The organism is Frigoribacterium sp. CFBP 8766, from assembly GCF_014841435.1.
Taxonomy (GTDB): domain Bacteria; phylum Actinomycetota; class Actinomycetes; order Actinomycetales; family Microbacteriaceae; genus Frigoribacterium.
Genome location: NZ_JACYTX010000002.1, coordinates 264,332 through 285,545 on the forward strand (window position 1 = coordinate 264,332; position 21,214 = coordinate 285,545).

Below are 21,214 nucleotides of genomic sequence, written 5' to 3' on the forward strand. Positions count from 1 at the left end.
TCCGCGCGCGACGTCGGCTAGCGCCGACGCCAGGCCTGGCGGAGCGAGGTCGTGCCGCCCGTGCGGAGCAGCGACCCCTCGTAGAGGCGCGCGGCGACCAGCACCACCGCGACGGCGCCGACGACGAGCAGCGCGAGGGCCGTGAGGGGCTGCCAGACCGGGACCCCGCCCTCGAGCACCATCCGCACCGGCATCGCGACCGGTGCGCTGAACGGGACGAACGACAGCGCGGTCAGGGCCGGGCCGGGCGAGTTCACGAACACGGTCGCGAAGAACGGCAGCATCACGACGAGCTGGACCGGCGTCGTCGTCGAGCCCAGGTCCTCGATGCGCGACACGAGGGCCCCGGCGACGGCCCACATGCCCGCGAGCAGCAGGAAGCCCGCGACGAAGAACGGCACGTACCAGCCGACGGCCGCGGCCAGGGACGGCAGGAGCTCGGCAGGGAGCGCGTCGGCCCGGCCCGAGAGCGCCAGGCCCCCGAGCGCGACCGCGGCGAGGACGGCCGTCTGGGCGATCGCCAGGACGGCCGCGCCGACGACCTTGCCCGCGAGCAGCGTGCGCACCGGGACCGCGGCGACGAGGATCTCGACGACGCGGGTCTGTTTCTCCTCCACCACGCTCTGCGCGATGCTGAGGCCGAAGAGCAGCGACGTCGTCATGAAGAGGACCCCGAAGGCGAGCGGCGCGAAGACGGCGACCAGCGGGTCGGCGTCGGCGGGCTCGAGCAGCTCGACCGGCGACGCCTCGCTGACGCCCAGCACGAGCACCGACGAGACGGACTCGAGGGCCACGACGCGGAGCCCGGTCGGCGAGTCTGCATCCGGCAGCACGGCGGCGTCGACGTCGCCCGAGCGGACCGCCGCCGTCGCCTCGTCGTCCGACGAGGTCGTGACGGCCTCCGCGCCGGTCGCCTCGACGACGGCCGCGGTGCGCGCGTCGAGGACCGCCACGCGGTCGGGGCCGCCCGCGAGCAGGGCCGGCACGACGAGTGCGGCGCCGATGAGGACGAGCATGACGACGCCGCTGACGATGAACGCGCGATCGCGCAGCTTGACCGCCATCTCGCGTCGGGCGACGACCCAGAGGAGCCCGCGAGCACCGGGGCGCTCGGCGGCCCGGTCGGCGACAGGGGGGTCGGGCGTCATCGGACGACCTCCTCGAAGATCTCGGCGAGCCGGGGCAGGACGGGGTGGAACGAGCGCACCGGCCCGTGCCGGAGCCCCGCCGCGAGCACGGCCTGGTCGTCCGTCCCGGCCGCGAGCTCGACGAGCGCCACGGGGCCGTCGAGCTCGACGACCGTCACTCCGGGCTCATCGCGCAGCCAGCCCGCGTCGTCGTCGACGACGATGCGCCAGCGAGCCCGCGCGAACCGTGCCTGCAGCTCGTGCCTCGGCCCGGCCGCCCGGACGGTCCCGTCCGCGATCACGACCAGGTCGTCGCACAGACGCTCGACGACGTCCAGCTGGTGGCTCGAGAACAGCACGGGCACCCCCGTCGACGCCCGTTCACGGAGCACCGCGACGACGACGTCGACAGCGATCGGGTCGAGGCCGGAGAAGGGCTCGTCGAGGACCAGCATCCGTGGCTCGTGGACGAGGGCCGCCGCGATCTGGACCCGCTGCTGGTTGCCGAGCGAGAGGCTGTCGAGCTTGTCGCGTGCCCGGTCGACGAGGCCGAGACGGTCCAGCACCTCGAGCGAGCGGCGTCTCGCCGCGGCTCGGCCGACGCCGTGCAGCCTGGCGAGGTAGACGAGCTGGTCGACGACGGTCATCTTCGGGTACAGGCCACGCTCCTCCGGCATGTAGCCGAAGCTGCGGCGCACCTCGTCGCCGAGCAGGGACCCGTCCCACCGGACCTCGCCCGAGTCGGCGGCGAGCACGCCGAGGACGATGCGCATCGTCGTGGTCTTGCCCGCGCCGTTGGCCCCGACGAAGCCGGTCAGACGTCCGTCGGCGACGTCGAACGAGACGTCGTCGAGCGCGGTCCGGCCGCCGAACGACCGTCGGACGTGGTCGAGCTGGAGCACGGGCCCTCCCTCCGGGCGGCACCGGGCTGCCCTGTGGCGTCGGCCGGGGCCGGCCGTCGCCCCCAGCGTAGGAGGCGGCGGGGACCCGGTGCGTCCCACGGGCGGCGGAGTCGGCGCCCTAGCGGGGTCCGTCGCCGGGGACGACGACCCCGTTCTCGTAGGCGAAGACGACGGCGGCCGTGCGGTCGCGCAGCCCGAGTTTCGTGAGCACGTTGGACACGTGCGTCTTGACGGTCGCCTCGCCGAGGAACAGGTCTCGCGCGATCTCGGCGTTCGAGCAGCCCGTGGCCATGCGGTCGAGCACCTCGCGCTCGCGCTCGGTGAGCGCGGCGAGCCGGGGGCTCGGCACGATCACGGGCACGACGGCCTCGGCGAGGGCGGCCGCGACGACCCGGCGGGTCAGCTCGGGGGCGAGCAAGGCGTCGCCGCGGTGCACGACGGCGATCGCCTCGATCAGCTCCTCCGGGCTGGACGTCTTGAGCAGGAAGCCGCTGGCCCCGGCACGGAGCGCACGGAACAGGTACTCGCCGCGGCCGAAGGTCGTGAGCACCAGCACGGCCGGGCCGCCGGGCGCCGCGGCCTCGAGGAGGCGACGCGTCGCCTCCAGGCCGTCGATGCCGGGCATCTCGACGTCCATCACGATCACGTCCGGAGACGTCGAGGCGGCCAGCGCCACGGCCTCGAGGCCGTCCCTGGCCTCGCCCACGACGACGACGTCGGGAGCGGTCTCGAGGATGATCCGGAAGCCGGCGCGGACGAGGTCCTGGTCGTCGGCGAGGAGGACCCTGATCGGGCGCATGGCGTCGGCGTCGGGAGCGTCGGGCGCAGGGGCGTCGGCGGTCATCGTGCGGGTGCCTCTCGAGGGCGGGGAAGGGCGGGGTCCTCGGGGGCGGCGACGGTGGCCGTGCGGACGGCGGGCAGCACGGCGCGCACCCGGTAGCCGCCCTTGGCGTGCGGGCCGACGTGCAGCTCGCCGCCGTGCAGGTCGACCCGCTCGCGCATCCCACGCTGGCCGAGGCCCGAACCGGCCGAGCCGTGCTGCTGCGTCGACGAGGAGGCGGCTCCGCCCACCCCGTCGTCGGTCACCTCGACCTCCACGGCGCGGTCGCGGAACCGCAGGCGGACGTCGGCGACACCGGCCGAGGCGTGCTTGAGGGTGTTGGTCAGCGCCTCCTGGACGACCCGGAACAGGGTGACCCCGACGCTGTCGGGCACGTCGAAGCGCTCGCCGTGGGTGCTGAACCGGACGTCGAGTCCGAGTCGGCGGGTGTCGGCCACGAGCTGCGGGAGGGCGGCGAGCCCGGTCGGGCCGTCGTGCCGGGTGTCGTCCTGGGCGCGCAGCACGGTGAGCAGCCGTTCCAGCTCGTCGATGGCGGTGCGTGCCGTGGACTCGACCGCGCCGAGCGCGCCGCTCGCGATCTCGGGCTGGTGGAGCGTTCGTCGCGCCGCACCTGCCTGGATGGCGATCACGGCGACGTGGTGCGCGACGACGTCGTGCAGCTCGCGGGCGATGCGTGCGCGCTCCTCGCCGATCGCGCGGTCGGCCACGAGCTCCTGGGCGGCGCGGAGGTCGACCCCGGCACGCTCGAGGGCACGGAGGCGGGCGGCGGAGACCCGGGACGACCGGCCGAACCAGACGGCCGACACGAAGAAGAGCAGGTTGAGGACGAACGAGTACACGACGCCGGCGACGGTCGACGAGAGGAGCGGGTCGCCCTGCTGCAGGGGGCCGAGGACGGCGACGCCGAACCAGCCGAGGACGGCGACCGTCACGACCGCGCTGCCGACCAGTGCCGCCCGCCGCGAGCGGGCCCACGCGTTGGCCGTGTAGACGACGAGGAACTCGACGATGGACGGCGCCGTGGAGTCGGGGTAGCCACGCAGCTGGCTGAGGACGAGGACTGCGCTCACCACCACCATGACGGAGAGCGGGGCGCGCCTGCGCAGCGCGGTCGGCGCGCAGAGGGCGACGAGCCAGGCGATCGCCTCGAGAGGCGGTGCCGTGCTGACGTCGGAGTCCTCGACGGCGACCGACGCGAGCCACCAGGTCACCAGCCCGAGGCCGAGGAGGGCCGCGGCGAGCCAGACGTCGGCCCTGGCCTGCCGTCGGGTGAGGGGGCCGGGGCGCCAGACGGTCTCGTCCCCGTCGGCGGGGCAGACGGGGACGGACATCCTGGTCAGTATATCAGGGACCGTGTGTCGCGAGCTTCCGTCACGGACGCCGGAGGGGCGGGGGCGACGACGTCGCATCCCGACCCTCCCCGGGGCAGGCGCTCCTCAGCGCCGGAGGTCGATCCCCAGCAGGGCGGCCACTGCGTCGACGTCGACGGCGGTCGCGGGCCGACCGGCCGCCACGTGGTCGTCGACGGCCCGGATCGCCCGGGGCGTGTCGAGGTCGTCCGCGAGGGCGGCACGCAGGAGCGCGAGCAGGGGCGTCGTCTCCGCCCCCGCCTCCTGCGGGCCCGCTCCGTCCGCCCAGGTCGTCCAGGTCGCGAGACGGTGCTCGGCGTCGACCAGGTCGTGGTCGAGCCACTCCCAGTCGGACCGCCAGTGGTGCGCGGTGATCGCGAGGCGGACGGCTCGGGCGTCCCGGCCCGCGGAGACGAGCTCGCTCACCTTGACGAGGTTGCCGAGGGACTTGCTCATCTTCTCGCCCTGGTAGGCGACCATCCCGCTGTGGGCCCACTGGCGGGCCGACGGCTCGCCGGTGATCGACGTCGCGTGGGCGGTGCTCATCTCGTGGTGCGGGAAGACGAGGTCGCTGCCGCCCCCGGCCACCGTGGCCGTCGCGCCGAGGTGCTGCTCGGCGATGACGGTGCACTCGATGTGCCAGCCGGGTCGGCCCGGGCCCACCGACGACGGCCAGGACGGCTCGTCGGCACGGGCCGCACGCCAGAGCAACGGGTCGAGCGGGTCGCGCTTGCCGGCGCGATCGGGGTCTCCCCCGCGCTCGGCGAAGAAGCGGGCCATCGTCGGCGCGTCGTAGCGGCTCTCGAGGCCGAGGTGCCAGGACGTGTCGCGCTCGGCGCCCCGGACGTCGAAGTAGACGTCGTCGCCGGCCTCGGAGCCCGGGGTCTCGACCCGGTAGGCGACGCCCGAGTCGATCAGGCCCGCGACGGCGTCCGCCACGTCGCCCACGACGTCGGTCACCGCGACGTAGTGCTCCGGCGGGACGACGGCGAGGTGCTCCATGTCCGAGCGGAAGAGGTCGGTCTGCGACGCGGCGAGGGCCCGCCAGTCGACGCCCGTCGCCGTGGCGCGCTCGAGCAGCGGGTCGTCGACGTCGGTCGTGTTCTGCGCGTAGGTCACCCGGAGGCCCGCGTCCCGCCAGACGCGCACGAGCGAGTCGAACGCGAGGTACGTGCTGGCGTGCCCGAGGTGCGTCGCATCGTAGGGCGTGATGCCGCAGACGTACAGCGTGGCGGCGCCGTCGACCGGACGGGTCGTCACGAAGGAGGCGGTGGCCGTGTCCCAGAGGACGGGCAGCGGCCCGTCGCCGGGCAGGCTCGGCACGGCCGGTGCCTTCCAGGACCTCATGCCGCCACCACGCCCGTGCCGAGCAGGACCAGCAGGACGCCGCCGAGCAGGATGCGGTACACGACGAAGGGCAGGAAGCTGCGCTTCGAGATGTAGTTCATGAAGAAGGCGATCACGACGAACCCGACGACGAAGGCCACGACCGTCGCGGCCAGGGTCTCGCCGAGCGAGTAGGGGCCCGGCTCGCTGAAGCTCTGGACCAGCTCGAAGAGACCGCTGCCGAACACCGCGGGCACGGCGAGGAGGAACGAGAACCGGGCCGCAGCGGGACGCGTGTAGCCGAGGCTGAGCGCGGCGGTCGTCGTCGCGCCCGAGCGGGAGACGCCGGGGAACAGCGCGAGCACCTGGGCGACGCCCACGGCGATGCCGTGGCCGTAGGTCATCTCGTCGAAGCGGGCCGTCTTCCTGCCGAGCCGGTCGGCGAGGCCGAGCAGCACGCCGAAGACGATCAGCACGACCGCGACGATCCAGAGCGAGCGGAAGACGGTGCGGATGTACTCCTGCGCGAAGTACCCCACCAGCACGATCGGGACCGTGCCGATGATGACGAGCCAGCCCATCCGGACGTCGGGGTCGGTGCGGGGGATCTTCCCGGTGATCCCCTGGAACCAGCGGGTCACGATCCGCGTGATGTCGCCCCAGAAGTAGATGACGACGGCGAGCTCGGTGCCGAGCTGCGTGATGGCCGTGAACGTCGCACCCGGGTCGAAGGCCGCGGCGGCGTCGGGGTCGGAGAAGAAGAGGCCGACGAGGCGCAGGTGAGCGCTCGACGAGATGGGGAGGAACTCCGTCAGGCCCTGGACGAGGCCGAGCAGGAGTGCCTGGAGGAGATGCTCCACGCGGGGTGCCCTTCTGGTGGGGGTGTCAGTAGGTCGCCAGGAGGTCCCGGAGGACGCGACTGCCAAAGGCTAGTGCGTCGAGCGGGACCCGCTCGTCGACCCCGTGGAACATCGCCGGGAAGTCCATGTCCTCCCCCAGGCGGAGCGGGGCGAAGCCGTAGCCGGCGATCCCCAGCAGGCTCAGCGCCTTGTTGTCGGTGCCGCCCGACAGCAGGTACGGCAGCACGGGCGCGCCCGGGTCGTGCCGCTGCAGGGTGGCCGTGATCGCCTCGACGAGGTCGCCGGAGAACGGCGTCTCGAGCCCGATGTCGGTGTGGACGGTCTCGATCTCGACGTCGTCGCCGACGAGCTCGCGCACCTGGGCGAGGACCGCCTCCTCCTGGCCGGGCATGCAGCGGATGTCGACCCGCGCCTCCGCGGTGTCGGGGACCACGTTGTGCTTGTAGCCCGCCGTCAGCATCGTCGGGTTCGTCGTCGTGCGGAGCGAGCCGCGGATGAAGCCCTGCGCCGTGCCGGTGTGCAGCACGAGCTCGTCCGGCGCGGTCTGCGTGACGTCGACGTCGAGGATGCGCGCGACCTCGCGGAGCAGCGCCGTCGTCGTCTCGGTGAGGGCGATCGGCCACTCCTGGCGGCCGAGCGCGGCGACCGCCTCCGCCAGTCGCGTCACCGCGTTCGCCCGGATCATCTGCGAGCCGTGGCCCGCCGTGCCCCGGGTGCGGAGCGTGATCCAGATCAGCGCCTTCTCGCCCGTCTGCAGCAGGTACGAGCGACGCCCGTCGATGTAGGTCGAGTAGCCGCCCACCTCGCTGATGGCCTCAGTGGCCCCCGCGAAGAGCTCGGGGTGTTCCTTCACCAGGAAGTGCGAGCCCAGCACTCCCCCGGCCTCCTCATCGGCGAAGAAGCCGACGACCAGGTCGCGGGCGGGGCGCTCGCCGGAGCGGATGATGTCGCCGAGCGACGTCAGCATCATCGCATCCATGTTCTTCATGTCGACGGCGCCGCGGCCCCAGAGCATGTCGTCCTTGACGACGCCCGCGAACGGGTCGACCGACCAGTTCGCCGGGTCGGCGGGCACGACGTCGAGGTGGCCGTGCACGACGAGGCCCGGCTTGGCGCGGTCGGCGCCCGCGACCCGGGCGACCACGCTGACGCGCCCCGGCTCGGACTCGAACAGCTGCGGCTCGAGGTCGAGCGCCCGCAGGGCCTCGGCGACGTACTCGGCGGCGTCGGCCTCGCCCTCGGACCGGCCGCCGCCGTAGTTGGAGGTGTCGAAGCGGATCAGGTCGCGCGCGATGACGGCCGTCTCGTCGAGGTCGTGGTGGTCCGGCTGCGGAGCGCTCGTCGTCATGTCGTCCACGGTACCCGGCGACCGCCTCCTGCCCGTGGTCAGGAGTGCCTCCGTGGCCGTGCTAGTGTTTCGTGGTCGGCTTCGGCAGGCACCATCCAGTCCGGGTGGCGGAAATGGCAGACGCGCTAGCTTGAGGTGCTAGTGCCCGTATAGGGCGTGGGGGTTCAAGTCCCCCCTCGGACACCGATCGTGAGATCGAGACATTGGTTGAGACAGTGTCAGGACAAAGGCCCCGCTTCGGCGGGGCCTTTCTTCTTGCCGCCGCCGGCGCGCCGTAGGGTCGGCTCATGTCGCTCCTCATGGCCGCCACGCGCTCGCTGCTGTACCTGTTCCCCCGCACGACGCGCAGCGAGGAGAGCGTGCGGCGGGAGATGGTGAAGCGCGGCCCGGAGGCGGCGCCGTTCCCCCGGGCGCTGCACCGCGTCGCCGTCGTGACGGAGACGACCGTCGAGGGGCAGCGCGTCGTCCGGATCACCCCGCGCCGGGGCTCGACCGGGGCGCACCTGATCTGGACGTGCGGCGGTGCGTACGTGTACCCGGCGCTGCGCACCCACTGGGCCCTCCTCGCCCGGCTGGTCCGCGCCTCCGGAGTGACGGTCACCGTCCCGCTGTACGGGCTCGCGCCCGAGCACGACGTCGACGACGCGGTGCGGCTGCTCGACGCCGTGCACGACGGCCTCCGCGACGAGGGGGCCGACGTCGTGCACCTCGGCGGGGACTCGGCCGGCGGCGCGCTCGCCCTCGCCCAAGCGATGCGGCACCGCGACACGGGTCGGCCCGCCGCCTCCTCGGTGCTGCTGGTGTCGCCCTGGCTCGACGCGACCCTGAGCGATCCCGAGGTGCCGTGGCTCGCCGACCTCGACCCCATGCTCGGGCGGGACGGCCTCGTCGTCGCCGGGGCCTGGTGGGCCGGCGACCGTGACCGTCGAGACCCGCTCGTCAGCCCGCTGTTCGGCGACCTGGCCGGGCTCCCGCCCGTGTTCACGTACCAGGGCGACCGCGACCTGTTCGTCGCCGACGCGAAGGAGCTGGCACGGCGACTCGCCCGGGTCGACGGACGCGGCGAGCTCCGCGTGTACCGCGGAGCGTTCCACGTCTTCGTCGGCGCGCCGTGGACGAGGGAGGCGCGGCGAGCGACCGCGCACCTGGCCGGCGTGCTGCGAGGCCGGCCCTGACCTCCGGGTGCCGGCCCGCGCCTCCGTCCGGCCCGGGATCGGCCTAGTCTCGGCGGCGACGAGAGACGGCCCGCACGAGCGCAGGCCGGACGAGAGGGAGAACACCATGGAGCACACCAGACTCGGCACGAGCGGCCTGCGGGTCTCGACCGTCATCCTCGGCTGCATGAGCTTCGGCGTGCCGGACAGGGGAGCCCACGAGTGGACCCTCGACGAGGAGGCCTCGCGGCCCTTCATCCGCCGGGCCCTCGAGCAGGGCGTCACGACGTTCGACACCGCCGACGTCTACAGCGACGGCACGAGCGAGGAGATCGTCGGCCGCGCGCTCGCCGACTTCGCGCGACGGGACGAGGTCGTCATCGCCACCAAGGTCAACGGCCGGATGCACGACGGTCCGAACGGTGCCGGGCTCTCGCGGGCCCACGTCATGAGCGCGATCGACGACAGCCTGCGCCGCCTCGGCACCGACCACGTCGACCTCTACCAGATCCACCGCTGGGACCCGGAGACGCCGATCGAGGAGACGATGGAGGCGCTGCACGACGTCGTGCGCTCCGGCAAGGCGCGGTACATCGGCGCGTCGAGCATGTGGGCGTGGCAGTTCGCGAAGGCGCAGCACGCGGCCGACCTCGGCGGCTGGACCCGCTTCGTCTCGATGCAGGACCAGTACAGCCTGGTGCAGCGCGAGGAGGAGCGGGAGATGCACCCGCTCTGCCTCGACCAGGGCGTCGGCGTGGTCCCCTGGTCGCCGCTCGCCCGCGGCAAGCTGACCCGCGACTGGGACGCCACGACCGCGCGGACCGAGACGGACCGCTTCGGGCAGACCCTCTACAAGCAGCAGGAGGAGGGCGACCGTCGCGTCGCCGCGGCAGTCGCCGAGGTGGCCGAGGAGCGCGGAGTCTCGCGCGCGCAGATCGCCCTGGCGTGGGTGCGCCAGCAGGAGGTCGTCTCGGCGCCGATCGTCGGCGCGACGAAGATGCAGCACCTGGACGACGCCGTCGCCTCCGCCGACCTCTGGCTGACGGACGACGAGCTCGACCGGCTCGAGACGCCCTACGTCACCCGGGAGAACGAGGGGTTCTGACCCACGGGGCGCGGCGTCCGTCTACTGTGAGCCGCACGGGCGGCGAGGACGCCGACCGCCACGACGAACACGGAGGCACCCCATGGGCACCGAGCACCACGGCACCGACGAGCAGCACGAGCACACCGAGCACACCAGCACCGAGCACCACGAACACCACGAGGGCCACGTCGACGGCGACACGCACGTCTCGCACGACAGCACGACGTCGAGCGAGTCCGACGGTTCGTACGTCGACAGCGACATCCCGGAGGACGGCGGCACGACCGCCGGCCCGCACGACGGCGAGGCCGACGGCTCGTACACCGACTCGGACGTCCCCTCCGACCGCTGACGCAGCCTGGTCGCACTCCCCCCGCACGACGCCCCGCGCCTCCTCGAGGCCGGGGCGTCGCCGTGCGCGCGGGCTTCGAGCCGCCCGGTCGTGGTCGCGGCCGGGCATGGCCGAGCCCGGCCCGGCGGCTCGCCCCTCGTGCTGCCCGCAGAGTACGGTCGTCGCAGGGAGGAACACATCCATGACACAGCGAATCATCATCCTCGGCGGGGGTTCCGCCGGGCTCACCGCCGCACTCGAGCTCCAGAAGCGTCGTCCGCCGCAGAGCGCCAGCATCACGCTGGTCGACCAGTCGCCGTACTACACGTACCAGCCGTTCCTGCCGGAGGTCGCGGGCGGGCACATCGCCCCGCGCGACGTGACCGTGCAGCTCCGGAAGGCACTGCGCAAGACGTCCGTGATCGAGGCCGGGGTCACGGGCCTCGACTCCGCCGCGAAGAAGGTCACCGTCACCACGGCCGACGGCCGTGACCAGGTGCTGGCCTACGACCAGCTCGTCGTCGCCCTCGGCGCCGTCACGCGCACCTTCCCGACGCCCGGCCTCGCCGAGAACGGCGTCGGCTTCAAGAGCGTGGAGGAGGCGCAGTACGTCCGCGACCGCATCCTCGGCAACATCTCCGAGGCCGCGTCGGTCACCGACGCCGCCACGCGTCGCAAGCTGCTCACCGTGGTCTTCGTCGGCGGCGGCTACACCGGCGTCGAGGCGATGGCTGAGCTGGACGACGCCGCCAAGGCGGCCGTCGACCAGTTCCCGAGCCTGTCCCGCGACGAGCTCCGCTTCGTCCTCGTCGAGGCGCTCGACCGCGTCGCGCCCGAGGTCGGCCCCGAGCTCTCGAAGTGGACCCTGGGCCACCTGCGCGGCCGCGGCATCGACGTGCGCCTCGGCACCACGATGCCCTCGTGCGTCGATGGCGACGTCGTCCTCAGCGACGGCGAGACGATCCCCGCCGGCACCATCGTGTGGACGGCGGGCGTCAAGCCCAACCCGGTGGTCGCCGACCTCGGCCTGCCGCTCGGCCCGAAGGGCCACGTCAACGTCAGCGCCACCCTGCAGGTCGAGACCGAGCAGGGCGAGAAGCTCGACGGAGTCTGGGCGCTGGGCGACGTCGCGCAGGTGCCGAACCTGCTCGCCGAGAAGCAGCCCGCCTACTACCCGCCGAACGCACAGAACGCCGTCCGCCAGGCCGTGACGGTCGCGGACAACGTGATCGCGGCGCTCTCGGGCGCCCCGGCCTCCGAGTACCGTCACGAGTCGCTCGGCACGGTCGCGAGCTACGGCATCGGCAAGGGCGCGGGCGTGCTCAAGGGCGTGTCCGTCACGAACGTGCCGGCCTGGCTCGCCCACCGCGGGTACCACCTGTACGCGATGCCCACGCTGAACCGCAAGTGGCGCATCCTCACCGGCTGGATCACGAACTTCTTCGGCGGCCGTGACCAGACGCCGCTCGTCGGCCTGAAGGACCCGCGTGCCGGGTTCCTCAAGGTGACGCCGGTCGTCCAGCCCAAGTCGGACCCCGCGACCGAGTCGAAGAGCGCGGCGAAGCCCGCGACGAAGACCGGCGCCGCGAAGAAGTAGCGCGACCGTCAGAGCGCAGGAGGCGCGTCCCGGGTGACCGGGGCGCGCCTCCTTCGTCGTCAGCAGTCGCCGCGACCGTGTCGCCCCTCGTGCACGGTGTCGCCGGACCGTCTGCGGCCGCGCCGTCGGTTCGTGTAGCCTCACGAGCACTGAGGTAAAAGGCGTCGCGCTCTGCGACGCACCCGCACGCGGCATCGAACGAGTCGCCACTTCTTCCCAGAAGGAGTGCGCCCCCGTGTCCCCCAGTACCTCTCTCTCCCGCGGTCGGCTGCGCGCCGGCGACGCGCCTCCCCGGTTGTCCGACGCGTGGATCGCCCTGGCCGGGTTGTCCGCGGTGTTCCTGTTCGAGATGCTCGACACCTCGGTCCTCAACGTCGCCCTGCCGACGATCGGCCGCGAGCTGGGCTCCTCGACGACGGGCCTGCAGTGGGTGTCGGGCGCCTACGCGGTCGCCTTCGGCGGGCTCATGCTGCTCTTCGGCGCCGTCGCCGACCGGGTGGGGCGCCGCCGCGTCATGCTCGCGGGCCTCGTGCTGCTGGCCGTGGCGAGCCTCGCGACCGTGGCGGTCACGACGACCGAGCAACTGATCATCGTCCGGGTGCTGACGGGCGTCGCCGCAGCGATGACCACCCCCGGGTCGATGGCGTTGGCGTTCCGGCTGTTCGACGACGAGGGCCTCCGCGTCCGGGCCCTGACGGTGATCTCGACCGCGGGGCTCGTCGGCCTCGCCGTCGGCCCGACCGTCGGCGGGTTCGTGCTCGCCGTCGCCCCGTGGCAGGTGCTGCTGCTGGCCGACGTGCCGATCGCGGTGCTGGCGTTCGTCGGCATCCGGTGCGGCGTCGCTCGGGACGATGCCGCGGGGGTGCGGCCAGACCCCGTCGACGTGGGCGGGGCGCTGATCGGCACCGCGACCGTGACCGGACTGCTCGTCACGCCGACCGTCCTCGTCGGGCCGGCCACCGCCTCCTCGTGGGGGTGGGCCGCCGTCGTCCTGACCGTCGCGTGCGGGGCCGGGTTCGTCGTGCGCCTGCGGACGGCGCGGCACCCGGTGGTCGACCTGCACCTGCTCGCCCGCCCCCTGGTGTCGAGCGGCCTCGCCTTCAAGGCCGCGTCGGGCCTCGCCGTCGCCGGGCTGTCGTACCTCGTGACGCTGCAGCTGCAGTTCGCCTGGGGCTGGCCGCCGGCCCTCGCCGCCGTGGGCACGCTACCGCAGGTCGTCGTGCTCCTGGCCGGGGGCCGCCTCGTGGGGCCGTTCGTGCAGCGGGTCGGCCTCGGCCGGGCGTCGTGGGTCAGCGCGGCCGCGGTCGTGTCCGGCCTCGCGGTCTTCGGTGCCCTGAGCCGTCACGGCTACGTCTGGGTGCTCGTCGCTCTCGTGCTCGTCGCCGCGGGCATGCGCGTCGTCGGCGTCGTGGCCGGAGCCTCCGTGCTGACCGGGCTGCCGTCGGACCGCACCTCGGTGGGCGCCGCCCTCGTCGACACCTCGAGCGAGCTCGCAGGAGGTGCGGCGGTCGCCGCGGCCGGGACGATCGTCGCCGCGATGGTCACCGGGAGCATCGCGACGAGCACCTGGACGGCCGCGCGCTTCGAGACGTTCCAGGACGCGCTGACGGTGGCCGGCCTCGGCCTCGCCGCCGTCGCCGCAGTTCTCGTCGTGGTCGGGATGCTCCGGGCACGAACCGCCGACCTGGCCCCCAGCACCACTGCACCTGCCCCCTCGACCACTTCCACCCCCACCACCCAGGAGCCCTCTCGTGCCTGACACCGCCGCCCTGCCCCGCCCCCCGTTCGACCCCGAGTTCGGGCCGTTCCTGGAGGCGATGGACGCCCGTGGCCGTTTCCGCCTCGAAGCCGAGATGCTGCCGCGGATGCGACAGCTGGACATGACGGAGGCGCAGCTCGACGAAGGACTGCGCGCCCGCGGCCTCGAGAGGCGCAGCATCACCGTCCCCGGGCACCTCGGCGACCCGATCGCCCTCGCGGTCGTGCAGCGCATCGGCCGAACCGGGACCGCGGCCTGCGCCTACGCGATCCACGGCGGCGGCATGATGTTCGGCCACCACCTCGGCAACCTCGACTCGTACGACGACTGGCTGTTCGTGCACGACGTCGTCCTGGTCAGCCCCGACTACCGTCTCGCCCCGGAGCACCCCGACCCGTACCCGGTCGAGGATTGCTACGCCGGCCTCGTCTGGGTCGCCGAGCACGCCGACGAACTCGGCGTCGACCCGGGGCGGGTCATCGTCGTCGGCCAGAGCGCCGGGGCCGGACTCGCCGCCGGCACGGCGCTCCTCGCCCGCGACCGACAGGGGCCGGCCCTCGTCGGGCAGGTGCTCGTGAGCCCCATGCTCGACGATCGCGACGCCACCCTCTCCGCCCGTCAGTACGACGGCGTGGGCGTCGCCGACCGGGAGATGACCCGGTTCGGCTGGGACGCCTACCTCGGCGACCGTCGCGGCGGTGACGACGTGTCGATCTACGCCGCTCCCGGCCGCGCGACCGACCTCGCGGGCCTTCCGCCGGCGTACGTCGACTGCGGCAGCGCCGAGGTGTTCCGCGACGAGACCGTCACCTGGGCCAGCGCACTCTGGGCGGCCGGCGTGCAGGCGGAGCTGCACGTGTGGCCGGGGGCGTTCCACGGGTCGACGAGCATGATGCCGGGGGCGACCCTGTCGCGCCGGGCCGTCACCGCCCTGCGCGAGTGGACCGGGCGCCTCCTCGACCCCACACCCTGACGCCATCCCGGGGCGGGCAGGTGGATCGCCCGCTCCGGGCCCGCCCCTGGACGACTCGACGTGACGAACGTAGTTCCCCGCGTGACTTCCACAGGGGATCCCCCATCCGGCGGTCAGGACTTCTTCACAGAGAACGGGAGGGCCGGCCTGGAGCTGGGAACTGTCCTACGCGGTCGCCTGAGGGTCGGTTGCCGGGAACGGTTCGCGGTGAGCCTCTGTCTCAGTTGCATGACTCTTCTGGGTCTCCTCTACCGCCGCGGGTGCCGTTGGCCTAGACATGCCTGATGTGAGAGGAGGGCTCATGCGGAGCAAGAAGCAGATCAGGAGCAGGCGGACGGTGGCCGTCGTGTGCGCCGTCGTCATGGCGCTGATCCTGTTCGTTCCGTGGCCCATCCAGAGCACGTCCTCATCGTCGGCCTGCGCGTTCGACCCCACCTCACCAGATCGATGCAACGACTCGATGGTCGTCGAGGTCTCGTTCCTGAGCATCTTCCAGCTGCTGGTCCAGAGCCTCTAGACGATGATGCGTCACCGCGAAGGATTCCCGACTCGAGGCCCTCTCGGCTCACCGTGAGCGGCCCGCTCTTCTCGTCGCTCCCTGGCGGCGCGGTCAAGGAATCAGACAGTCCGCACACCGAGCAGACCAGTCGTCCATCCCCTATCGGACGATGACGCGCCAAGCGCCCTTCTCGGTGCTCGCCACCGAGGAGAAGCTGACTTTCGTCACGCCCTCGCGGGACGACTCCGGGATGTCCAGCTCGACCACGCCCTCGGCGCAGCTCGCACGGGCGGACGTCGTGTCGACCGCACCCGCACCCGTAGCCGACGTCAGACCGAACAGCCCCTCGACAGATCCGTCGCCGAAACACTCGAGTTCCACTCGCCTGATCGTCACGGGCTCCTCGAAGGCCGCCGAGATCTCGTCGCCGTCTGCTTCCTCGCCCCGCTCGACGAGCGATGCCAAGACGGCCAGCACGTCGCCGTCGTCCTGCACCGATGAAGGCGCCTGGTCGAGCCACAGAGCGATGTCGCCGGCCTGCTCACCGGGATCGTCCTCCGAGCACCCGGCGAGGCTGACAGCGCAGAGGGTCACGACGAACAGGCAGAGCGATCGAAGGCGCACGATCGAAGGATGGCATGAAGCGCACTTCGTCGGGACGCCCCACTGCGAGGGCCCGGCGAGCGTTCCCCATCTGGGACGGCCTCTGAAGTGATGACCGATCCATCTCATGACAGGATCTGCACCGTGACCCTCGCGCTCGTGTGCCTCACCGCTGGCCTCATCGGTCTTTGTGCCGGCGTGTTCCTCATTCGGAACCGTGAGGTCGTCAGTGCGAAATTCAGCGTCGCGGCCGGCGTGGTGATCATCGTCGGATCGCTGGTACCGCTGTTGATCGGTGCCGTGGTGCTGCTGGTGACGGTGGCGCCGGGCATCTCCCTCTCGTAGCCGGCCATCGACACTCTCGAAAGGACCCCTGTGGCGTTCTCCCTGACCTTGATCATCATCGGCGCCCTCGGCGTGGTCGGGGGCATCTGGCTGGCGATGGACAAGCGCGCAGCGAGCGTCGTCGGTGGCGTCATCATCGCGCTGCTGTCCCTCGTGCCGGTCCTCGTCGGGGTGGTCTTCCTCACCTGGGACACCACCAGCTGACGACTCATCCGCAGGGCGCACCCCTCTCGGGCGCCAGACGGACGCGTCCATGGTCGCCGTCGCCGAGGATGGGCAGATGGACGAGTACGCCCCGCCCCGCCTCGGCCGGCACCCCGCCTCGGCCGGCAGCTGCTTCTGCTCGTCGGCTTGTTCTTGGTCATCGGGCTCATCGTCGCGGGTGTCGTGGCGGCGCCGATCATCGCGGTGAACACGAAGCTGAACGAGCCGGGCGAGTTCGGCGTCTGCAACCCCTTCTCCACGCGCTGCCACGACGTACCGCTCGAGACCATCAGCACCGTGACAGGGGTGGACTTCCCCGAGGGGGCGAAGGTCATCACCTCGGAAGCCGTGGAGCATTCGATGCTGGGCATGGGCATCGAGTACGTCGAGGGCGCCGTCGAGGTGCCCGACGGCTGGGCCATGGAGCAGCTGCCGGAGAGCCCCGGGAACTCCTCGATGGTGGAGCAGGAGCTCCTGGACCTCGGGGCCGACTCGATCGTCGTTTCCGCGGAGAGGACGGGCTACCTGCAGTACGGTCAGGGACAGGTCGACGACCAGAACGTCGTTGCGGTCTGGAGGCGCACCGACCGGTGAAAGAACCCGGCTCGCCCGACGCCCCGCACTACCCCGAACGCCCTGCGAGCTGCGGCCCAGAATGGGATCCCCTATCGGGCATCGTGGCTGACTAGGTCCAGTCGTCGGGCAGGCTTGTCCCAAGCCGCTTGTCGGAGTTCCGCGAAGACGAGGTGCGTTTCTGCTGTTCCTGTTCCTCGAACTTCGCGTCCCGAGCTGCTTGTTCTGCCCGATTCAGACGAGCGTCCTTGATGCCTCTGTAGATGAAGCCAACGAGGAGGACGACAAAACGCCTAGCCAGAGCATCCCGGAGACAAAGGTGGGCACGTCGAAGATGGCTCGGTAGAGGAATGCCCCCTGCACGCCCATCGCAGCCATGGTCAAAGCCGCAGTACGAACCCCGCGCTGAGTTTTTCCCGGAAGAGGGTCGTACTTGTTCATGGCCACCTCCAAGTATCAGACCACTTTGTGCCCAGCTCCCTGGACGATCCCCTATCGGGCCCCGCCCTGCGGCCTCGACCACGCTGTCGAAGTTCGCTAACTTCAGACATCACTACTTCTCGGAGGCGCTGTGCTCTCGATCGTCATCGTCCCAGTGGCTCTCATCATCGTGCTGGCCCTGCTCGGGATGGCCATCCTCGGGACTGCCAGAACGAGCCTTACCCAGAAGCGCCAGGATGCTGAGGCGAGAGAGCGTCGGCAGGCCCGTGCAGATCGAGGGAGGACAGGTGACGCGACCGCGAACACCGCTAGGACCTTGGGCTCTCCAGGCGACGAGGCGGTCCGCTAGCCGATCCCTTGTCGGGCACCGCTCAGGACGACGGCGCTCCTGACGCTGAGACTTCGTAGATGGTCTCTAGCCCGTCTTCCTCATCCCATTGCTCGCCAGTCTCCACGAACCCGTAGCTAGTGACGAGTGCTCGTGAAGCCACGTCGTCGGGACTGACCGTGGCGCGGACCATGCTCACGTCCGGGTGGCGTTGCGCGACAGCGAGCAACGTCTCCGAGGATCTCCTCGCATAGCCCCGACGGCGCTGCGCAGGATCCACGCGATACCCGATCTCCACCATGCAGAGGTGAACTCGATCTCAGGAACGGCCCCGTCGTCCAGCAAGAAGTAGCCGAGGAACACCACGGGTTCAGCGGCGGTGTCGAACTTCGAGACCACGACCCCAGCGGGCTCGTAGAAGACGTCACCAGCTCTCAAGACGATCTCCGTGCCCGTGCCGATCTGGAAAGTGACGGAGCCGCTCTCGATCGTTCCGAAAACCGGCCCGTTGTGCGTGTGGGCACCGCCGGTCGTGGCGGGCGCGATCGAAATTCGGCGCACCTCCACGTGGGAGACGCTGGTCACGGCGGCGAGCTTCTGATCCATCAGAGTCGTTCGAGCAACAGGTGAGTCAGTCATCGCCGCAGCCTGTCACGTCCTGTTGAACCATCCCCTATCGGACGGTTCGTTGTTCAGGAGAGCGGGCTGAGAACGACGTCGCCTGTACCCGAATCGATGTGCAAGACCGGTGGGCCGCCTCGATTCAGATGCTCTGAGCCGACGGCCGGGGCTCAGGGGCCAGCTGGTGGATCGACCACGAGCTCCCGCTAGGGCTGCGGCACGGGGATGCCGCGCGGCAGCCGGATCGCGACGATCGCGCTGACCGCGAGCAGCGCCGCGGCCGTGCCGAAGGCCACCTCGAACGAGGCGACGTCGACGAGCAGCCCCGCGACGAGGGGGCCGGCGATCGCCCCGACGTCCGAGCACATCGAGAAGATCGCCACCGGGCGACCGCCCCGCGCCCCCGCCGCGTCGCCGACGAGGGCGGCCGGGGCCGTGCCCATGAACGCCGTCGCGACGCCGTAGACGGCCAGCAGCGCGCCGAGGGTCACGAGTCCGGGGGCGAACGGGACGGCAGCGAGCGAGACAGCGGCCACCGCGAACGAGCCGATCACGGCGGGTCGCCGACCCACGGTGTCGACGAAGCGGGACGCCGGCGCGAGCGCGAGCGTCTGCGCCACGGCGGCGACGGCGAAGAGGACACCCGTCCACGAGGTGGGCTGGAGCAGCACCTCGACGACCAGCACCGGCACCAGCGCGCTGCGGACGCCGAGGGACGACCAGCCCTGGGCGAAGCTCGCCACGCACGCCGCCCGGAACCGCACGTCGCGGAGCACGTCGGCGAGAGGACGCGCGGGCTCCGCGGCCGCGGCGGCGGCCGCCGCGTCGCCTCGGCGCGGGGGGCTGAGCAGCAGGATGCCGACGACGCCCGCGACCGCGAGCGTGCCCGCGTAGAAGAAGAAGGGCGCGGTGAGCGAGACGGTCGCGAGGAGGCCGCCGAGCGCCGGCCCGGCCATGCCGCCGACGAGGAACCCGCCCTGGTAGAAGCCGATCGACCGGGCGCGCCGGTCGGGCGTCGTCGACGCGAGCAGCAGCGTCATCGCGGAGATCGTGAACATCGCCGAGCCGATGCCGCCCACCCCGCGGAGCAGCAGCAGCTGGACGTAGTCGTGCGCGAGGCCCGCGAGGCCGCTCGACACGGCCACGATGCCGATGCCGACCGACAGGACCACGCGCTCGCCCGCGACGTCGATCATCCGGCCGACGAAGGGGCTCGCGACGAGGCGCATCAGGGCGAAGGCCGAGAGCACCGCGCCGACGGCGACGTAGCCGACGCCGAAGCTCGCCGCGTAGACGGGCAGCACGGGCACGACGACCCCGAAGCCGACCATGACGAAGAAGGCGATGACGCCCAGGACGACGACGTCCCGTCCGAGCCGTGCACGAGGAGGGCGGGGCGAGTCGCGGCGGGTCGGGGCAGGGCGGGTCACCGACCAAGACTAGGCGTCGCGTGTGACGCCGTGTTGCAGGCCCGTGGCGCCCGCGACGGTGCGCGACGACGATGGCCCGATGACTCGACGCATCCGGTTCAACGCCTTCGACATGAACTGCGTGGGGCACCAGTCCCCCGGTCTCTGGCGGCACCCCGACGACCGCTCGCCCGACTACACGAAGCTGAGCTACTGGACCTCCCTGGCGCGCCTCCTCGAGGCCGGTCGCTTCGACGGCCTCTTCATCGCGGACGTGCTCGGCACCTACGACGTCTACGGCGGCAACCACGACGCGGCGCTCCGCAACGGCACCCAGACGCCGGTCGGCGACCCGATCCTGCTCGTCTCGGCCATGGCGGCCGCGACCGAGCACCTCGGCTTCGGCATCACGGCCGGCACCGCCTACGAGCACCCCGTTCCGTTCGCGCGGCGCATGTCGACGCTCGACCACCTCACCGACGGTCGCGTGGGCTGGAACGTCGTCACCGGCTACCTGCCCAGCGCCGCTCGCAACATGGGCGCCGACGACCAGCTCGACCACGACGACCGCTACGACCAGGCCGACGAGTACCTCGAGGTGCTGTACAAGCTGTGGGAGGGCTCGTGGGAGGACGACGCCGTCGTCCGCGACCGCGAGACCGGCGTCTTCACCGACCCGACGAAGGTGCACGAGATCGGGCACGAGGGCACCTGGTACAAGGTGCCGGGCATCCACGTCTCCGAGCCGAGCCCGCAGAGGACGCCGGTGATCTACCAGGCGGGCGCCTCGCCGCGCGGCATCCGCTTCGCCGCCGGCAACGCCGAGTCGATCTTCGTCGCCGCCCCCACGAAGGAGCGCCTGGCCGCGACCGTCACGAAGCTCCGCGACGCCCTCGAGGAGGCGGGCCGCGACCGGTACTCGGCCCGCATCTACACGCTGCTCACGATCATCACCGACGCGACGCCCGAGGCCGCGGAGGCGAAGCACCGGGAGTACCAGCGCTACGCGTCGCACGAGGGCGCGCTGACCCTGATGTCGGGCTGGATGGGCGTCGACCTGTCGACGTACTCGCTCGACGACCCGGTGGGCGACGTGGAGAGCAACGCGATCCAGTCGGCGCTGGCCAACTTCCAGGCGCAGGAGGGCGACAGCGGCAAGGAGTGGACGATCCGCGACATCGCGGAGGCGGCCGGCATCGGGGGGCTCGGTCCGCGCATCGTCGGGTCGGGCGAGCAGATCGCCGACCAGCTGCAGGAGTGGGTCGCCGAGACGGACGTCGACGGGTTCAACCTCGCCTACGCCATCACCCCCGGCACCTTCGAGGACATCGTCGAGCATGTCGTCCCGGTGCTCCAGGCTCGCGGCGTCTACCCGACCGAGTACGAGCCGGGCACCCTCCGCCAGAAGCTCTTCGGCCGCGGCGACCGGCTGCCGGACGAGCACCACGGAGCCCGGCACAAGGCGTCCGCGAGGGTGCCCTCGGCCTGACGGGGAGTCCGCAGGAGGCGCGGTGCAGGCAGGTCCTGCACCGCGCCT

23 protein-coding genes and 1 tRNA gene are annotated in these 21,214 nt (G+C 72.0%); 12 read left to right on the forward strand and 12 right to left on the reverse strand.

The window, feature by feature from the left end; all coding sequences use genetic code 11:
* Positions 1-17 precede the first annotated feature (17 nt).
* The 7 genes from IFT90_RS07100 to IFT90_RS07130 all read right to left on the reverse strand — a co-directional run bounded on the left by IFT90_RS07100 (position 18) and on the right by IFT90_RS07130 (position 7,753).
* Positions 18-1,148, reverse strand: a complete 1,131-nt coding sequence (locus IFT90_RS07100) for an ABC transporter permease (protein ID WP_192041616.1) — start codon at positions 1,146-1,148, stop codon at positions 18-20.
* Positions 1,145-2,029 (reverse strand): ATP-binding cassette domain-containing protein, encoded by an 885-nt coding sequence (locus IFT90_RS07105; RefSeq protein ID WP_192041617.1) that lies wholly within the window; start codon positions 2,027-2,029, stop codon positions 1,145-1,147. The genes IFT90_RS07100 and IFT90_RS07105 overlap by 4 nt, the downstream gene beginning before the upstream one ends.
* A 118-nt stretch (positions 2,030-2,147) precedes the next feature.
* Positions 2,148-2,873, reverse strand: coding sequence for a response regulator transcription factor (locus IFT90_RS07110; RefSeq protein ID WP_199861740.1), 726 nt, complete (start codon positions 2,871-2,873; stop codon positions 2,148-2,150).
* Complete coding sequence (locus IFT90_RS07115; protein WP_192041618.1) at positions 2,870-4,201, reverse strand: sensor histidine kinase; 1,332 nt, start codon at positions 4,199-4,201, stop codon at positions 2,870-2,872. Before IFT90_RS07115 ends, IFT90_RS07110 begins: the two co-directional genes overlap by 4 nt.
* 105 nt (positions 4,202-4,306) lie before the next feature.
* On the reverse strand, positions 4,307-5,566 hold the full coding sequence (gene mshC, locus IFT90_RS07120) for a cysteine--1-D-myo-inosityl 2-amino-2-deoxy-alpha-D-glucopyranoside ligase (protein ID WP_192041619.1): 1,260 nt from the start codon (positions 5,564-5,566) through the stop codon (positions 4,307-4,309).
* Complete coding sequence (locus IFT90_RS07125; RefSeq protein WP_192041620.1) at positions 5,563-6,405, reverse strand: undecaprenyl-diphosphate phosphatase; 843 nt, start codon at positions 6,403-6,405, stop codon at positions 5,563-5,565. Before IFT90_RS07125 ends, mshC begins: the two co-directional genes overlap by 4 nt.
* A 25-nt stretch (positions 6,406-6,430) precedes the next feature.
* On the reverse strand, positions 6,431-7,753 hold the full coding sequence (locus tag IFT90_RS07130) for a M20/M25/M40 family metallo-hydrolase (RefSeq protein WP_192041621.1): 1,323 nt from the start codon (positions 7,751-7,753) through the stop codon (positions 6,431-6,433).
* Between the two features lie 98 nt (positions 7,754-7,851).
* Between IFT90_RS07130 and IFT90_RS07135 the strand changes: the two genes are divergently transcribed.
* From IFT90_RS07135 to IFT90_RS07170, 8 genes are all read left to right on the forward strand, one after another.
* A tRNA-Leu gene (locus IFT90_RS07135) sits at positions 7,852-7,936 on the forward strand.
* 104 nt (positions 7,937-8,040) lie between these two features.
* On the forward strand, positions 8,041-8,928 hold the full coding sequence (locus tag IFT90_RS07140) for an alpha/beta hydrolase fold domain-containing protein (protein WP_192041622.1): 888 nt from the start codon (positions 8,041-8,043) through the stop codon (positions 8,926-8,928).
* Between the two features lie 106 nt (positions 8,929-9,034).
* Entirely contained in the window at positions 9,035-10,012 is a 978-nt protein-coding gene (locus IFT90_RS07145; RefSeq protein WP_192041623.1) for an aldo/keto reductase, read from the forward strand.
* A gap of 82 nt (positions 10,013-10,094) precedes the next feature.
* Entirely contained in the window at positions 10,095-10,346 is a 252-nt protein-coding gene (locus tag IFT90_RS07150) for a hypothetical protein (RefSeq protein WP_192041624.1), read from the forward strand.
* 181 nt (positions 10,347-10,527) lie between these two features.
* A complete protein-coding gene (locus tag IFT90_RS07155; RefSeq protein WP_192041625.1) occupies positions 10,528-11,922 on the forward strand; it encodes an NAD(P)/FAD-dependent oxidoreductase in 1,395 nt (464 codons plus the stop codon).
* 235 nt (positions 11,923-12,157) lie between these two features.
* Entirely contained in the window at positions 12,158-13,681 is a 1,524-nt protein-coding gene (locus IFT90_RS07160; protein ID WP_371812173.1) for an MFS transporter, read from the forward strand.
* On the forward strand, positions 13,674-14,654 hold the full coding sequence (locus IFT90_RS07165; protein WP_371812174.1) for an alpha/beta hydrolase: 981 nt from the start codon (positions 13,674-13,676) through the stop codon (positions 14,652-14,654). The genes IFT90_RS07160 and IFT90_RS07165 overlap by 8 nt, the downstream gene beginning before the upstream one ends.
* Positions 14,655-14,955: 301 nt before the next feature.
* Positions 14,956-15,171 (forward strand): hypothetical protein, encoded by a 216-nt coding sequence (locus IFT90_RS07170; protein ID WP_192041626.1) that lies wholly within the window; start codon positions 14,956-14,958, stop codon positions 15,169-15,171.
* 141 nt (positions 15,172-15,312) lie between these two features.
* On the opposite strand, the gene IFT90_RS07175 is transcribed toward IFT90_RS07170, so the two are convergent.
* Positions 15,313-15,777 (reverse strand): hypothetical protein, encoded by a 465-nt coding sequence (locus IFT90_RS07175; RefSeq protein ID WP_192041627.1) that lies wholly within the window; start codon positions 15,775-15,777, stop codon positions 15,313-15,315.
* 123 nt (positions 15,778-15,900) lie between these two features.
* Here IFT90_RS07175 and IFT90_RS07180 point away from each other — a divergent pair, with 123 nt between their 5' ends.
* From IFT90_RS07180 to IFT90_RS07190, 3 genes are all read left to right on the forward strand, one after another.
* A complete protein-coding gene (locus IFT90_RS07180) occupies positions 15,901-16,101 on the forward strand; it encodes a hypothetical protein (RefSeq protein ID WP_192041628.1) in 201 nt (66 codons plus the stop codon).
* A gap of 30 nt (positions 16,102-16,131) precedes the next feature.
* On the forward strand, positions 16,132-16,305 hold the full coding sequence (locus tag IFT90_RS07185) for a hypothetical protein (RefSeq protein WP_192041629.1): 174 nt from the start codon (positions 16,132-16,134) through the stop codon (positions 16,303-16,305).
* A gap of 183 nt (positions 16,306-16,488) precedes the next feature.
* The gene (locus IFT90_RS07190) at positions 16,489-16,899 is read left to right on the forward strand and encodes a hypothetical protein (protein ID WP_192041630.1); all 411 of its coding nucleotides are present in this window, start codon (positions 16,489-16,491) and stop codon (positions 16,897-16,899) included.
* Positions 16,900-17,112: 213 nt separating this feature from the next.
* Here the strand turns inward: IFT90_RS07190 and IFT90_RS07195 are convergent, their stop codons facing one another.
* The 4 genes from IFT90_RS07195 to IFT90_RS07210 all read right to left on the reverse strand — a co-directional run bounded on the left by IFT90_RS07195 (position 17,113) and on the right by IFT90_RS07210 (position 19,698).
* On the reverse strand, positions 17,113-17,319 hold the full coding sequence (locus IFT90_RS07195; RefSeq protein WP_192041631.1) for a hypothetical protein: 207 nt from the start codon (positions 17,317-17,319) through the stop codon (positions 17,113-17,115).
* A gap of 371 nt (positions 17,320-17,690) precedes the next feature.
* Positions 17,691-17,948, reverse strand: a complete 258-nt coding sequence (locus tag IFT90_RS17515) for a GNAT family N-acetyltransferase (RefSeq protein WP_192041632.1) — start codon at positions 17,946-17,948, stop codon at positions 17,691-17,693.
* Positions 17,843-18,253: a cupin domain-containing protein gene (locus IFT90_RS07205; RefSeq protein ID WP_244644834.1), complete on the reverse strand. Its 411-nt coding sequence runs from the start codon at positions 18,251-18,253 to the stop codon at positions 17,843-17,845. Before IFT90_RS07205 ends, IFT90_RS17515 begins: the two co-directional genes overlap by 106 nt.
* 221 nt (positions 18,254-18,474) lie before the next feature.
* Positions 18,475-19,698 carry an MFS transporter gene (locus IFT90_RS07210; RefSeq protein ID WP_371740864.1) on the reverse strand — a complete coding sequence of 408 codons (1,224 nt, stop codon included), beginning with the start codon at positions 19,696-19,698 and terminating at the stop codon, positions 18,475-18,477.
* Between the two features lie 79 nt (positions 19,699-19,777).
* Here IFT90_RS07210 and IFT90_RS07215 point away from each other — a divergent pair, with 79 nt between their 5' ends.
* Positions 19,778-21,166, forward strand: coding sequence for an LLM class flavin-dependent oxidoreductase (locus IFT90_RS07215; RefSeq protein WP_192041634.1), 1,389 nt, complete (start codon positions 19,778-19,780; stop codon positions 21,164-21,166).
* The last annotated feature ends 48 nt before the right edge of the window (positions 21,167-21,214 follow it).